Source organism: Ureibacillus sp. GCM10028918 (assembly GCF_042666115.1).
Taxonomy (GTDB): domain Bacteria; phylum Bacillota; class Bacilli; order Bacillales_A; family Planococcaceae; genus Ureibacillus.
Window position 1 is genome coordinate 26,016 of sequence record NZ_JBHTFK010000040.1, and the last position, 13,794, is coordinate 39,809.

A 13,794-nucleotide genomic window follows, 5' to 3' on the forward strand; every position below is an offset into this window, starting at 1 on the left:
AGTTATGTTAGTTTTAAAATTTTTACAAGCTGTTCATTTAAGTAGTTCGCATTCTGCCCAAAGTCATCCTGATACCATTGGATGATTAACCCTAAAATGGCATTGGCTGCATAGGATGCCTGGTAATTTGAGTCACTACCCTCTTCTATTATAGAATCTTTTTCTAGGTTGCCCGTTAATAAACTTTTTACCTCTTCAAGCAACAAATAATAGTAGGTTAGAGGTACACTTTTAGATAATATAATACGATAATATTCTTTATATTTCTCAACGTGATGGAAAATTCGTATCGTAGAAGGATTTAATTCTTTTGGATTGAGTTTTGCAACATGTCGATAGGGCTCCTGATAAGAGTTTGCTAAATCATCCATGATTTCCTTAAAGTATTCCTCAAATAAATCACCTACTTGTGCGTAATGTAAATAAAAAGTTCCCCTATTCACTTTCGCAATTCGACAAATTTCAGAAATTGAGATGGATTCTAACGGTTTATTTTTTAATAACGTTATTAATGCTGTATGAAGTGCTTCCTTTGTTTTTACAACTCTTAAATCAATTTGGTTCAAAATTTTTCACCTCTTGTTGAACAAAAAGTCCAAATGTGTTCATTACTCAACATTATACTCTTTTTTGCTGATTGAAAGCGTTTACTTAATTCATATATAATTTTATTGTACAACTGTTCAATAATTTAATTCGGGAGGTTTTTATATATGAGATTACAGGACAAAGTGGCAATCGTTACAGGTGCAGCTTCAGGTATGGGGAAAGCAATCGCGGAAGCTTATGCTAAAGAGGGTGCAAAAGTTGTTGTATCCGACTACAATTTCGAAGGAGCTAATGCTGTAGCAGAAAGCATAAAAGCTGCTGGTGGAGAAGCTATTGCGAACCGTACAAACGTCGCTGAATTAACCGATTTAGAAAACCTATTTGCTGAAACAAAAGCAGCATACGGCAAATTGGACATTCTAGTAAATAATGCCGGAATCATGGATGGCATGGAGCCGGTTGGTGAAATTTCAGATGAAAAATGGGATCGCGTGTTTGCCGTAAATACAACTGGCGTAATGCGTGCTATGCGTATCGCAACAAATATCTTCTTGGAACAAGGCCACGGGGTCATTGTAAACAACATTTCTGCTGGCGGTTTACGTGGTGCTCGAGCTGGTGCAGCCTATACGGCATCAAAACATGCGGTAACTGGTTTAACAAAAAATACGGCTTATATGTATGCTAATTCCGGCATCCGTTGTAACGGGATTGCACCAGGTGGCGTTGAAACGAATATCGGTGCTTCGATGATGAATATTTCAGAGTTCGGAATGGGGCGTCAAATGACTGGTAGTAGTACAATGCCGCGAGTAGGTAAAGCTGAAGAAATTGCGCAGCTTGCATTATTCTTAGGTTCTGACGAGTCAAGCTTTGTAAATGGTCAAGTTATAGCTGCTGATGCAGGTTGGACTGCATACTAGTATTTTATTTTGATGAAGGGGACCCAGTGAAGTGGGTTCTCTTTTTTTAGTACTTTTGTTTGTTGGAGACGTTCGATTAATAAGGCGCTACATTTGGCTGCTGCCTTAGGTCTCTAGTGTGTGACATTTCATAGTAAAATAAGGATTATAACTCGATAGGCTGCTTCGTAAAAGTAATAGTTCTAATGTATTTGAACGTGACTACGAGTGACTTTCTCATGGACATTTTATGCCCTGATGCAGCTTTAAGTGTCCATGAGAGGCTTTCTCATAGACACTTAAAGCCCTCATTTAGCTGAACTTGTCCTTGAGCGGCGTTCTCATGGACACTTGAAGCCCTATTGTTGCTGAACTTGTCCTTGAGCGGCGTTCTCATGGACACTTGAAGCCCTATTGTTGCTGAACCTGTCCTCGAGCGGCGTTCTCATGGACACTTGAAGCCCTATTGTTGCTGAACCTGTCCTTGAGCGGCGTTCTCATGGACACTTGAAGCCCTAATATTGCTGAACCTGTCCTTGGGCGGCCTTCTCATAGACACTAAAAGCCCTAATATTGCTGAACCTGTCCTCGAGCGGCATTCTCATGGACACTAAAAGCCCTAATATTGCTGAACCTGTCCTCGAGCGGCGTTCTCATAGACACTAAAAGCCCTAATATTGCTGAACCTGTCCTCGAGCGGCGTTCTCATGGATAGCAAATGAGTTAAAGTAGCAACACCTTTTACGAGCAGAGACTCTTTTCCCTTTTCTGCTTAAATTTGCTGTGATTGGGTAGCGAAGGCTCTCTCTTCTCCTATTCGCCTATTTTGGATGCCATCGGGTAGTGAGAAGCTACCTCTGTTCCCCTATTCGTCTTTTTTTGATGTCATCGGGCTTTGAGAAGCTATCTCTCTTCCCCTAATCGCCTTTTTTTGTTGTAATTGGTCAGCGAGAAGCAACCTCTCTTCTCCTAAACGCTTATATCTGATATCTTCGGGCACCGAGAGGTTCTATCTCTTCCCCTAGTCACCTACTTTCGTTCTCATCGGGTCTCGAGAAGCAATCTCTTTTCCCCTCAGCGCCTACTTTCAATAATATTGAGCTGCGAGAAACCCCCTCTTGAAGTTAGTCTTCTTATATGAGCTATATTTCTTCAACCGACTCCAGATAGCGATAAAGTGTTGATTTACTGATACCGGTTTCATTTTTAATCTCAAGTAATGTGTAGTTGCCTGAATGGTACATCGAAATCGCTTTTTTTATATTTTCATCCGATTTTTTTGGCCGTCCAATGGATTTGCCTTGTTCTTTTGCATGTGCAAGTCCGAGAATGGTTGATTGTTTGACGATATCCGATTGGAAGCCAAGCAGATGCTCCACGATCTCCGATAACTCTAAGGATATTGTCCCCTTACTATGTAGCCCTTCCTTTATAAATTGGATGGTTACCCCGTCTTTTTCACATAATTTTAGTAGTTCCATTAGGTGTCTTGTCGTGTCAGCTATCGCAAACATCCGTTCAACAACAATGATATCGCCCTTCTGTAAACCCATTAACATTCGTTCAAGTTCTTCTCTTTTTTTCGGTGAGCCATGCAATTCCTGAAAAATCTCTTCACAGTTTTGAAGCTGTGTTAACTGATTCTCGCAATTTTCATCGTTATATAAAGGGCGTGTATACCCATAAATCATTCAATTCACTCCTCACACTTTCCCAAAAAGGTTCCTTTTTAGGAACAAAGATATTATGATATCCAAAGAATTTTTATTATGAAGGAGAGTTCCATGCAAAGTTTAAAACAACAATGGTTCGGCAATATCCGCGGCGATATTTTATCTGGTCTTGTCGTAGGCCTTGCACTTATCCCCGAAGCGATTGCTTTTTCCATTATTGCCGGTGTTGACCCTATGGTGGGTCTATATGCATCCTTTACGATGGCTGTCGTAATAGCCTTTGCCGGTGGTCGCCCCGGTATGATCTCTGCTGCAACTGGAGCAATGGCTTTAGTAATGGTTCCATTAATAAGAGATTATGACTTGGAATATCTGTTTGCAGCAACCCTTTTAACTGGAGTTATTCAAATACTCTTTGGCGTTCTAAAAGTAGCCAAGTTAATGAAGTTTATCCCGAATGCTGTCATGATTGGCTTCGTAAATTCATTGGCAATCTTAATCTTTATGGCACAAGTACCGCATTTCATCGGTATTTCCAACATGACCTATGTCTTTGTAGGAATCACTTTATTACTTGTCTATACATTACCACGTTTTATAAAAGTGATTCCAGCACCACTTATTGCGATAATTTCTTTAACAATTGTCGCTATCTTTAGTGGCGTTAATTTAAGGACGATCGGAGATTTAGGAACGATCACCCAAACACTGCCATCATTTATTATTCCGGATGTCCCCTTCAGTCTAGACACATTTAAAATCATATTTCCTTTCTCCATTTCACTTGCCATTGTTGGTTTAGTGGAATCATTATTAACCTCTCAAATTGTTGATGATATGACAGGAACTGAGAGCAACAAGAACCAGGAGGCAAGAGGACAAGGGATTGCGAACATTGTCACAGGATTCTTTGGAGGAATGGCTGGTTGTGCGATGATTGGTCAATCCGTTATTAATGTAAAGTCTGGAGGGCGTGGACGTCTTTCTACATTGATAGCTGGAATCTTCCTTATGTTTTTAATTCTTGTGCTAGGCGATTTAGTTGTTAAAATCCCAATGCCGGTTTTAGTAGGAATTATGATAATGGTATGTATAGGTACTTTTGATTGGACTTCATTTAAGTATCTCGTTAAAGCTCCCCGTACTGATGCCATTGTCATGCTTACAACAGTTGTCATTGTAGTTTGGACACATGACCTTTCAAAAGGTGTTATCGCTGGTGTCATTTTAAGTGCTATATTCTTTGTAGTTAAGATATCTTCGCTTAAAATCACGCAAGACGATAATCGTTATTATGTAAATGGGCAACTTTTCTTTGCTTCGACTGACTCTTTTATCGACTTCTTTAAATATAATGAATTTAAAAGTAGTACGATTCTGATAGATTTTTCAAATAGTCGAATTTGGGATGATTCAGGTGTAGGTGCACTCGTTAAAGTAGAAGCCCTCTTAAATGAAAGAGGGATTGGAGTCGAAGTTGTTGAACTAGATGCTCCAAGCAAGAAAATACTATCGAAATTAGCAGGTGTATCTTCAACACAGTAGGAGGTTGACGGGATGTATAAACATATTTTACTAGCTGCTGATGGTTCAGAAAATGCTGTGCGTGCTGCAAAAGAAGCCATTAAAATTGCAACATGTCTCGAGGATTCAATCATAGAAGTCGTCTTTGTGGTAGACTTTGATAAATCAAAATCTGATGTTTTGCACTCAAGCTCGGCTGAAGCAAGGAATTTAGAGCGACGCAAAAAAATTTCTAAAGTAGAACAATTACTAAAAGAATCAAACGTTTCTTATAAAGTGACATTTTTACACGGTACACCTGGTCCTGAAATCGTCAAATATGCAAATGAACAAAAGGTAGAATTGGTTGTCATTGGCAGTCGTGGTTTGAATGGCTTACAGGAGATGGTATTAGGAAGCGTAAGTCATAAAGTCATGAAACGCGTTAACTGTCCGGCACTAATCGTGAAATAGAAGGAAGCCAAAAGTTTGTAAAGCAAACCAGCATCTCAGTCTTGATGAGATGCTGGTTATTTCGGCTCATTTAAAAACCTGTTTAACCATATTTCCATTATTGTTATATACTCTCACTTCAGCATATGCTCCGTTGATAAAAGTAAGTTGTGGGGGCATATGTCCACAATCAATATCATATGCAATTGGTACATTTAGTTCTTCGGCAAGCTCCATATAGACATCTAGAACGTGATAATCATTTACTGTTTCATTTGCAGCACTTCTACCGAAAAGAATCCCACTACAATTTTCAAACCATCCCGCAAGCTTCATTTGAATGAGCGATCTTCGTAAATCCGGCACCGTTAATTGACAATTTTCAAGATACCAGATGATTGGTTCATTGTTTATGTATTTTTGCTGAAATTGCCCGACATCCCCATAAGGTGTACCGATTAAATGACGGATTACGTCAATACAACCTCCTAATAAGCGTCCTTTAATAAAAATAGGTGTATTCTTAATGGTCTTCCATTTTGTATGCTCGGTTAAATGATAAACCCAATCGGTCACATAATCATGCTGCCATCGAAGCTGATACAATTCAGATGGATATTGGATGATTTCTTCCCCACTCTTTGTACTTAAAACTTCCTCCCACATGGCCGTTGCAGGATCAGAGGTTTGTCCACGCAGATCAATTAAATTTGGCCCATGTGCTGTAGCAATTCCTGTCTTTAAGGTCATAGCTAATAAAAGTACACTGATATCTGAATAGCCAAGGATCCACTTAGGCTTGATTTTAGCAAAATCAATGTACTCCAGTATTTCAACTAATAATTCTCCGCCCCAAGGAGGGAAAATCAACTGAATCGAGTCATCTTGCAACATATGATTTAATTCATCGGCTCTTATTTTTGCTGGAGCAGATTTTGCTTTATATTGAGTCCAACATGTTTGTCCTATTTTAAAATGATAGCCTTTTCCTTCCATACGATAAACGGCCTCTTCCAATAAGGAATGCTGTTCCAAATGTAACCCAGATGAAGGTGCAGTAACGCCAACTTTTACCGGCAGATTGAATAGTGGATACCTAATCATCTCATAACCCCATTTCGTGTAAAAAAGCTTTTCTTTTTAGCATATTATCATCGCCTGATATTTACGCGTTGAAATTAAAAAAAACCGATTTCTAATTGAAATCGGCTTAATAATTAATTATTCTTTGTCCTCTGTTCTATTCATATCCGTTGTTCCATCTGTACCAGTTCCAGTTCCACTTGATTCATTACCTTCAGTGGCTGTTCCACCAGCACCACCTGTTCCAGTTCCACCTGTAGTACCGCCTGTGCCAGCACCATTCGTAGTACCACCTGTTCCACCAGTCGTACCGTTTGTTGTACCACCAGTAGAATTATTAGTACCACCCGTACCATCAGTTGTGCCGTTGTTAGTGCCCATGCCATCATTTGTATCCAAAGCTTCATCATCGCCAACAGTATTATTGTTAGTACCTGTACCGTTGTTTGTATCATCATTTAAATTGTTTGTACCTTGATCATGTACATCTTCATTAATAATATCGTCATTTTGACCTGCTTCATCATTCATTCCACAACCAACTAAAGCACCTGCAAAAAGAAACATAAACGGAATTGCTAATAATTTTTTCAACACAATTTCCCTCCTTAACGTGATGGTAATAGAATGTGTTGTTTTAAGGAGGATATACTTTATTTTCTTTATATTTTTTATATATTTTCTCCATAAATCGCTACAGTTTGGCGCACAATAGAAAATTCACGACCATCCCAATGCAGCAGATTTTCAACATAACCTAATCCATCTGCATGGTAACGTCCTGCTATTTGTTGCATTCCGAGTAAATCATATTTTCCATTACGCGCTAAATCAATTGGATATAGCGCACTTATTGGATCTACCCAACCTTCTATTGGTTGTTTTAAAGTTCCATTTACATTGTATATTTCACTTAAGTATTCCTCACCTTTATATTGCAGATCTAACGTATATTTTTTTCTTGGATTTTTACTATATACTTCCGCCTTATAATTATTTACGTATTGCACCTTATAAGGATGTTGCTCATTATATTGAACAGAATCGAAAATTTTTGTCATTCTTCCTTGGATAAAGGAATACACGTAAGCAAGGATGATGCCTCCACTTCCTCCCGAATCCATGGAAACCAAAATGTCTTGTACCCCGTTACCAGTTAAATCCCCTAACCAGATGGTTGGTTCATATCCCGCATTTTCTGAAAAAGTGAAGGCCTGAAACTGATTTGTTCGACCATATTTAATAATCATCTGGATATTTGTAATATAAGGACTATCAGGCTGTTTTGTACCGACTAGATATACCCAGTCTTGAAAACCATCCCCCGTCACATCACCGACCTGACTTGCTACAATAGTTTGGCCCGAGGGAATAGGTATACCCGGCACTCTTCTCCAATATTGATTATTCATATCTACATGCTCCTTGCTCATGATGTTTATACTTATTAAATGTAATTGAACAAGGAAAAGTGTCATGACTTTTTGAGGATATCAAGCTTAGCACACATGCAGCTCCAGCTAACTAAAGCATGAATTCTCATTAATAAAATAATCACGTATGTGTCGGAGGTTACCTTTTATTTATCCAAGAGAAGATTATAGTCGCTATAATGAAAAATCCCAAATATCCCATTAAGGAATATACTCTGCTTACCAAAGTAGTAAACCCTATAAAACTGGCCATAAATCCAATGGCACCTACCATGATGACAACCGGTTTGTAGGTTGGGTCCTTTGGAGGGACAAAGCGGACGATAAAGGAATAAAGAAGACCTACTGCCGTACTATAAATCATTCCTAACAAGGCAATGGCCATTATGATTCCTACTATCGGATGCATATTCGCCGCAATTTCCAAGATCGGCATGTCTTTACCTGCAACGATATCCATTTTGGCAAACATTGCAATGTTAATTAATAAAATCAATACCCCCAAGATGACTCCGCCAAGTAGTCCACCTAATCCGGCAACCCTTCGACTGCTCGCTGTACTGCCAATAACCGTTAGCATCCCAACACCTGTAGCTATATTATAGGAAACATATAGGAGAGCACCCATTAGCCAATTAGGAGCGGCTACACGCTGATGCTGAGCTAATATCTCTTGTTCCGCTATTGATAAATCCATCGTGAAAATAGAATAAAGTGCGATAATCAGCATAATGCCCAACAAATAAGGGGTAGTCATAGCAATTATATTAATAATATTATTTATGTTTAGCATTAATGTGAAAACCGTGATGACAACCATAAATAGACTACCGATAATCGGATCGACGCCGAATATTTGGTAAAAGGCAGCCCCTGCTCCCGCAAACATGGCTACCGATACAGCAATTAAAAAGAAGGTAATCAGAATATCCAGAATTGATCCAAATGAACGTCCTGCAATGTGATAAACAACCTCTTTGTGCGATTTAGTATGTAGTTCATAGCCTAATTGTGCAATACTCATTCCAAGAAACGAAAAACAAATCATTGCTACGATAGCTCCAAAAATTCCATAAGTACCGAAACCAGTAAAAAATTGCATGATTTCTTGGCCAGATGCAAAGCCTCCACCAACAATTAAACCAACAAATGCTCCGCCGATTTGAAAACTCTTTTTCACCAATTCCCTCATTTCTAAAATTGGAAAAAATCATATATATCAAACTATCATGATATGATTCTTCTCTATATACATACGTACAGTGAGGCCATGAAATGTTACCCAAATTTCGACGAAAAAATCGCAGGAAGCAAACGATTTATCGTGCCTCCTGCGACTTTTAAACACATTTATATGTTTTACTAGCTACTGTATATTTGTTAATGGCTTCTAGATTTGGAGTATAGCCTATACCCACCTCTTGAGGTACAGTGATATAACCATCCCGGGCAATCACTTCAGGTGTAATAATATCCTGCTCAAAGTAATGACTAGAGCCTGCTGTATCACCAGGCATAACAAAGTTAGAAAGAGCTGTTAAAGCAATATTGTGTGCCCGCCCAATCCCCGACTCAAGCATACCGCCGCACCAAACAGGAATCCCTTTGTCTTCACAATAATCATGGATTCTTTTCGCCTCTGATATCCCGCCAACACGGCCGATTTTAATATTAATGACACCACAGCTACCCAATTCTATCGCTTTTCTTGCATCCTCCAATGAATGGATGCTTTCATCTAAACAAATCGGCGTTTTGATTTGTCTTTGCAAAACGGCATGGTCAATAATATCATCTGATGAAAGAGGTTGTTCAATCATCATCAAGTTAAATTCATCCAACTGTTTGATCTTTTCAATATCCGCCAAAGTATATGCCGAATTGGCATCCGCCATCATTGGTACATCCGGGAAATTTTCACGAAGAACCCGCATCATTTCTATGTCCCAGCCCGGCTTGATTTTTAGTTTAATGCGTTTATACCCGTCCTTGACAGCTTTGGCGACAACCTCAATTTGTTTGTCAATCGTCTCTTGGATACCAAGGCTAATCCCCACTTCGATTTTTTCCTTTTTCCCACCCAATGCCTGTGCCAGCGATTGATTTGTTTGTTGAACATAAATATCCCAAAGCGCCCCTTCGATTGCAGACTTGGCCATATAATTTTTTCGAATTCCTTTGAATAACTCTAAAGTATCATCGGGATGTTCTATCTCTTGATTTAAAATCAATGGGATTAAAAAATCCTCCATCATATGCCAAGTGGTTTTTAATGTTTCCTCGGTATACCATGGCGCCTCGAAGGCTACGGATTCCCCAAAGCCAATTGTTCCCTGCTCATCTTCAACCTCTAATAGTAAAAATTCTTTGTTATAAATAGTGCCAAAGCTTGTAGAGAAGGGATGTTTGAGTTGCATACTTAAATGGCGAATCGTAACTTTTTTAATTTTCATCTTAATCCCCTTTTCATTATGTTAAATCGATTAGTTCTTTTTACTAAAATTAGTAATGCACTTCTTCTTCTTTTTCTAGCAGGTCCGCAACATAAGTGTTGGAAAACAACTTTGGATAATTTTACTTGTTTTTAAACGCCAATCTAAAGCTAATTTTGGATTTGTGCTTTTATATGCTGGGTATTTTGCAGTACTGTAATAAATATACATCTTCTTCAAAGAGAAGTTGAGAATTCACCTCTGGTAGTATAGGAAAATTTTATATACGGCAACTATGAAAGCCTTTATCTAATCTATAGCAGGCCACTCTTTCACCCTAGATTCATCTTTTTAGCTATTGTTAGATCAATATTACTCAATTTAAAATCTTGCTTCCAAATGATAGAATGTTACAATTATAGAAAAGTTTTTTAGGTTTTTCATTAATTGATCGTAAGGGGATGTACGATTTGCAGAGACAACACATAGGGGTTCTAGTTGGGGGCGTGTTGCTTTTAGTTGTCGCAATGGGAATCAGTCGGTTTGCATTTACGCCAATTCTGCCGTTTATGCGAATAGAGGAAGGACTTTCCTTTGAAGAAGGTAGCTACTTGGCTTCAAGTAACTATATCGGTTATTTTGTAGGTGCTCTTGGTGCTGGTTTTATTTTCCGTAACAAAAAGAATTTTTTACTCGCAACTGTCATACTTAATGTCTTTTCCATTTTCTTTATGGGGATGACACATTCGTATTTGTTTTGGTTGCTATTGCGATTTATTGCGGGTGCAACAAGTGGTTTTATTTTCGTGTTGACCTCAAGCATTATTATGGATTACTTAGCAACACACTTTCAGACTCGATTTTCGGGCTTTTTATTCTCTGGAATAGGAATAGGGATCGCGATTTCTGGATTACTCGTACCTTTTATAGAGGGTAACTTTGGTTGGGAAGGCACTTGGTTGGGACTCGGTATCTTATCTGCAATATTCCTCGCTTTAACGCTGGTTCTTTGGAGGAATATCTCCATCCAAAATGGCGAAAAAGTTGAAAAAACCAATGATACAAAAATCCTTCGGGGTTTCATGCCTTGGTTAATTATTGCTTATGGTTTAGAAGGTCTTGGTTATATTATTACAGGGACATTTTTAGTTGATATTATTTATAATATAGAAAGTTTAAGATCTTTTGCTAGTTTTAGTTGGGTAATCGCCGGAATTGCTGCTGCACCAGCCGCTCCGATTTGGATGCTGTTAATATCAAAATATTCTACCGTAAAATTATTATCTATTGCTTATATACTACAAGTAATCGGCATTCTATTACCGGTTATAACACAGACATCCTGGAGCGTTCTTCTATCAGCGTTTTTATTTGGCTTTACCTTTGTTGGGATTGTTTCTCTATCAACAGCCTATGCTCGAGAGCTGTTTCCTAAACAAAGTGGAGTTGTCGTTTCTGCGTTAACAACAGCATATGCACTGGGTCAGATTCTTGGACCCGTACTAGCAAGCTCGGTTGAATCATATTTTAAAAGCTTTAAAGCACCACTTTCCTTCGCAGGATTCATTGTAACGGTTGCCCTTGCTATTTTGTTATTAGGAAAATGGTATAGTAATCGTAAGGAGCTTTCAAAAGCACTTGAAGTTTATCATCACTCAAGTTAAATCTTTATCTCTTAACAGTTTCTCTTTAGAAAAGGGAAACTGTTTTTGTTACCCCGCCATTTCACTGTCACTCTTTATCCCACCTTCACTTCTAGACAATCTCCCAACATTCAGGAAAGAAGTAGATTGATTTCTCACGATTCATATTAGACTTAAATACATTTTTAACTTTCATGGCTATATGTCCATTAACTAAATCTATTAACCGAATATTATGATACTGAAAGGAGGTGAATGAAAGGTTTGTAATTGTTCTCCCCATCCTTTTTGCCAAGTTCATACTCCTCCCAATAGGCAAAAGGATGATATAAAATCTTAAAGAATGGTTACAAGCCATAGTATCAATCTATTTTTTAATTCTGTTTTTAAGAAATCGCGACATGACTATGTAAGAATGGAGCTTCCAAAAAGAAATGATGAGCATGTTGGCAAACATACTCGCCTGGTAGATTCAATTCCAACAATTGATTTATTAATCCTCTCAAATGGAAACTCCATAACATATTGGAATGTGCTACAGCATTTCTTGAAAACTATGCTGGATCAGCATGAGAATGCGAAAGAGAAATGGCAATATAGTAATGTGAGCAAAGGCTATGATACTGAATATTCCGCCGAAAAAACATGAAAACAATTCGAAAAAAACTAGTAAGTTCGGATACACAAAATCTTAGCAAGAAAACAATCTTAAATCTAATCCTAGCAGATGCGAGCATTATAACGATTGTCTATTTACTCTATTGGCGGGCACGGAATCCGAATTCCCATCAAGCTCTAATTAAGCCGGATCAGCATGTTAAAATCCATGAGAAAATTTGGCTTCCAGATGGATTTTCCCTCCCTTATAAACAGGGATACTTCAATCTAGCTGCTTTATTTTCTGATATAGAATCTGATATCTAAAAGATTTCGTAGGCTAATGTTTTATTGGAGAATCTAGTAACGGATCACACCAATAATGATGAAAACCTCCTCCTTTCTGACATTATTAACGAATGTGATCAATCACTAGTATTTTAAAATTTTATGCGGAAGTTCTGAAAAGAACTTTCCGCTAAACGGCATACCTCTTTATTAGTTGAGTTTTCAATTTGATAAAGAGCAACATTTTTCTTCCACAAACCCTTTGTATACAACCTATTTAATGCCTATTAGTATAAAACTAATAGGCATCTTTTTAAGCTTTTTTTATGTTTACTCTTTTATTGTCTTTTGATTTTGACAGAGGGATAGAGATCCTCTTTTTAACAGATTTCTATTTGAGTCAATTACTTAGCTGTATATCCACCATCAACCATAACTGTTGTTCCAGTAACAAAGTCATTCTCAGCTAAGAATACAACTGCATGTGCAATTTCGGCTGGTGTTCCTAAGCGACCAATTGGATGTTTTTCAACTAAACCATCGTAGAAATCTCCTAAAGCTTCTTTGTTCACCAACCCTGATTCGATAAATCCAGGAGCTACTGCATTTACTCGGATATTGCGATCTGCATATTCTAATGCTGCCGATTTTGTTATTAAGTTAACAGCACCTTTACTTGCTGCATATGGAATGGAAGTTGGTTCTCCAACAGATCCTAAGATTGATGCTGTATTGATGATTGAACCACCACCAGTTTTCAGCATTTCACGGACCGCATATTTGATACCATAGAATACGCCATCTTGGTTAACTGCAATAACTCTTTTATATTCTTCAGCAGTTAATTCGTGTGTTGGCTTTTGAATTCCGATACCTGCATTATTGAAAATAATATCTAATTGTCCGAATTGTTTTACCGCCTCAGCAACAAGGTTTTCTACTGATTGTTCTTCAGCAACATTCACTTCTACAAATGAAACATCTTGATACTTTTCTTTTAGTTCTTGTTCTACTTTTAAACCAGCATCTTTATTGAAATCTCCAATAACTACTTTTGCGCCTTTTTCTAAAAACGCTTCCACAGTAGCTAGTCCAATTCCAGAAGCACCGCCAGTAACAACTGCAACTTTACCTTGTAAATTAGTCATATTAACCTCTCCCCACATAAATTTGATAGTTAAAGTCATGAAATGCTTTTAACAAGTCCATATTATTCCCTTTTGTCGAATGCTGTCAAA

Annotated in this window: 15 protein-coding genes; 6 read left to right on the forward strand and 9 right to left on the reverse strand. The window is 38.0% G+C overall.

Translation table 11 applies throughout. The annotated features are described in order from the left end of the window. Positions 1–2: 2 nt before the first annotated feature. Positions 3–566 (reverse strand): TetR/AcrR family transcriptional regulator, encoded by a 564-nt coding sequence (locus tag ACFQU5_RS18780; protein WP_390291454.1) that lies wholly within the window; start codon positions 564–566, stop codon positions 3–5. A 147-nt stretch (positions 567–713) separates the two neighbouring features. Here ACFQU5_RS18780 and ACFQU5_RS18785 point away from each other — a divergent pair, with 147 nt between their 5' ends. Next, a complete protein-coding gene (locus tag ACFQU5_RS18785) occupies positions 714–1,472 on the forward strand; it encodes an SDR family oxidoreductase (RefSeq protein WP_390291457.1) in 759 nt (252 codons plus the stop codon). 1,121 nt (positions 1,473–2,593) lie between these two features. On the opposite strand, the gene ACFQU5_RS18790 is transcribed toward ACFQU5_RS18785, so the two are convergent. Continuing rightward, positions 2,594–3,142 (reverse strand): recombinase family protein, encoded by a 549-nt coding sequence (locus ACFQU5_RS18790; protein ID WP_390291460.1) that lies wholly within the window; start codon positions 3,140–3,142, stop codon positions 2,594–2,596. 93 nt (positions 3,143–3,235) lie between these two features. Here ACFQU5_RS18790 and ACFQU5_RS18795 point away from each other — a divergent pair, with 93 nt between their 5' ends. Next, positions 3,236–4,669 carry a SulP family inorganic anion transporter gene (locus ACFQU5_RS18795; protein WP_390291463.1) on the forward strand — a complete coding sequence of 478 codons (1,434 nt, stop codon included), beginning with the start codon at positions 3,236–3,238 and terminating at the stop codon, positions 4,667–4,669. 12 nt (positions 4,670–4,681) lie between these two features. Beyond that, on the forward strand, positions 4,682–5,101 hold the full coding sequence (locus ACFQU5_RS18800) for a universal stress protein (RefSeq protein WP_390291466.1): 420 nt from the start codon (positions 4,682–4,684) through the stop codon (positions 5,099–5,101). A 66-nt stretch (positions 5,102–5,167) separates the two neighbouring features. On the opposite strand, the gene ACFQU5_RS18805 is transcribed toward ACFQU5_RS18800, so the two are convergent. The 5 genes from ACFQU5_RS18805 to menC all read right to left on the reverse strand — a co-directional run bounded on the left by ACFQU5_RS18805 (position 5,168) and on the right by menC (position 10,049). Continuing rightward, a complete protein-coding gene (locus ACFQU5_RS18805) occupies positions 5,168–6,184 on the reverse strand; it encodes a S66 family peptidase (protein ID WP_390291469.1) in 1,017 nt (338 codons plus the stop codon). A gap of 117 nt (positions 6,185–6,301) precedes the next feature. After that, entirely contained in the window at positions 6,302–6,757 is a 456-nt protein-coding gene (locus tag ACFQU5_RS18810; protein ID WP_390291472.1) for a hypothetical protein, read from the reverse strand. A 77-nt stretch (positions 6,758–6,834) separates the two neighbouring features. Beyond that, complete coding sequence (locus ACFQU5_RS18815) at positions 6,835–7,575, reverse strand: hypothetical protein (protein WP_390291475.1); 741 nt, start codon at positions 7,573–7,575, stop codon at positions 6,835–6,837. Positions 7,576–7,735: 160 nt separating this feature from the next. Next, on the reverse strand, positions 7,736–8,776 hold the full coding sequence (locus ACFQU5_RS18820; protein ID WP_390291478.1) for a YkvI family membrane protein: 1,041 nt from the start codon (positions 8,774–8,776) through the stop codon (positions 7,736–7,738). Positions 8,777–8,936: 160 nt separating this feature from the next. Beyond that, positions 8,937–10,049, reverse strand: a complete 1,113-nt coding sequence (gene menC / locus ACFQU5_RS18825; RefSeq protein WP_390291481.1) for an o-succinylbenzoate synthase — start codon at positions 10,047–10,049, stop codon at positions 8,937–8,939. Between the two features lie 449 nt (positions 10,050–10,498). On the opposite strand from menC, the gene ACFQU5_RS18830 reads away from it, so the two are divergent. Continuing rightward, a complete protein-coding gene (locus tag ACFQU5_RS18830) occupies positions 10,499–11,692 on the forward strand; it encodes a YbfB/YjiJ family MFS transporter (protein WP_390291484.1) in 1,194 nt (397 codons plus the stop codon). Positions 11,693–11,783: 91 nt separating this feature from the next. On the opposite strand, the gene ACFQU5_RS18835 is transcribed toward ACFQU5_RS18830, so the two are convergent. Then, complete coding sequence (locus ACFQU5_RS18835) at positions 11,784–11,966, reverse strand: hypothetical protein (RefSeq protein WP_390291487.1); 183 nt, start codon at positions 11,964–11,966, stop codon at positions 11,784–11,786. A 120-nt stretch (positions 11,967–12,086) separates the two neighbouring features. Here ACFQU5_RS18835 and ACFQU5_RS18840 point away from each other — a divergent pair, with 120 nt between their 5' ends. Together ACFQU5_RS18840 and ACFQU5_RS18845 are read left to right on the forward strand one after the other, a co-directional pair. Next, entirely contained in the window at positions 12,087–12,320 is a 234-nt protein-coding gene (locus ACFQU5_RS18840) for a hypothetical protein (protein ID WP_390291490.1), read from the forward strand. Then, positions 12,317–12,595, forward strand: coding sequence for a hypothetical protein (locus ACFQU5_RS18845; RefSeq protein WP_390291493.1), 279 nt, complete (start codon positions 12,317–12,319; stop codon positions 12,593–12,595). The genes ACFQU5_RS18840 and ACFQU5_RS18845 overlap by 4 nt, the downstream gene beginning before the upstream one ends. 365 nt (positions 12,596–12,960) lie before the next feature. On the opposite strand, the gene ACFQU5_RS18850 is transcribed toward ACFQU5_RS18845, so the two are convergent. Continuing rightward, positions 12,961–13,704 carry an SDR family NAD(P)-dependent oxidoreductase gene (locus ACFQU5_RS18850; RefSeq protein ID WP_390291496.1) on the reverse strand — a complete coding sequence of 248 codons (744 nt, stop codon included), beginning with the start codon at positions 13,702–13,704 and terminating at the stop codon, positions 12,961–12,963. Between the last annotated feature and the right edge of the window lie 90 nt (positions 13,705–13,794).

What these genes read in the sequence shown, in the direction of transcription:
- ACFQU5_RS18785 (WP_390291457.1), top strand. Translation starts at nt 714, where the DNA reads ATGAGATTACAGGACAAAGTGGCAATCGTTACAGGTGCAGCTTCAGGT.
- ACFQU5_RS18790 (WP_390291460.1), bottom strand. Translation starts at nt 3,142, where the DNA reads ATGATTTATGGGTATACACGCCCTTTATATAACGATGAAAATTGCGAG.
- ACFQU5_RS18795 (WP_390291463.1), top strand. Translation starts at nt 3,236, where the DNA reads ATGCAAAGTTTAAAACAACAATGGTTCGGCAATATCCGCGGCGATATT.
- ACFQU5_RS18800 (WP_390291466.1), top strand. Translation starts at nt 4,682, where the DNA reads ATGTATAAACATATTTTACTAGCTGCTGATGGTTCAGAAAATGCTGTG.
- ACFQU5_RS18805 (WP_390291469.1), bottom strand. Translation starts at nt 6,184, where the DNA reads ATGATTAGGTATCCACTATTCAATCTGCCGGTAAAAGTTGGCGTTACT.
- ACFQU5_RS18815 (WP_390291475.1), bottom strand. Translation starts at nt 7,575, where the DNA reads ATGAATAATCAATATTGGAGAAGAGTGCCGGGTATACCTATTCCCTCG.
- menC (WP_390291481.1), bottom strand. Translation starts at nt 10,049, where the DNA reads ATGAAAATTAAAAAAGTTACGATTCGCCATTTAAGTATGCAACTCAAA.
- ACFQU5_RS18840 (WP_390291490.1), top strand. Translation starts at nt 12,087, where the DNA reads ATGGAGCTTCCAAAAAGAAATGATGAGCATGTTGGCAAACATACTCGC.
- ACFQU5_RS18845 (WP_390291493.1), top strand. Translation starts at nt 12,317, where the DNA reads ATGAAAACAATTCGAAAAAAACTAGTAAGTTCGGATACACAAAATCTT.
- ACFQU5_RS18850 (WP_390291496.1), bottom strand. Translation starts at nt 13,704, where the DNA reads ATGACTAATTTACAAGGTAAAGTTGCAGTTGTTACTGGCGGTGCTTCT.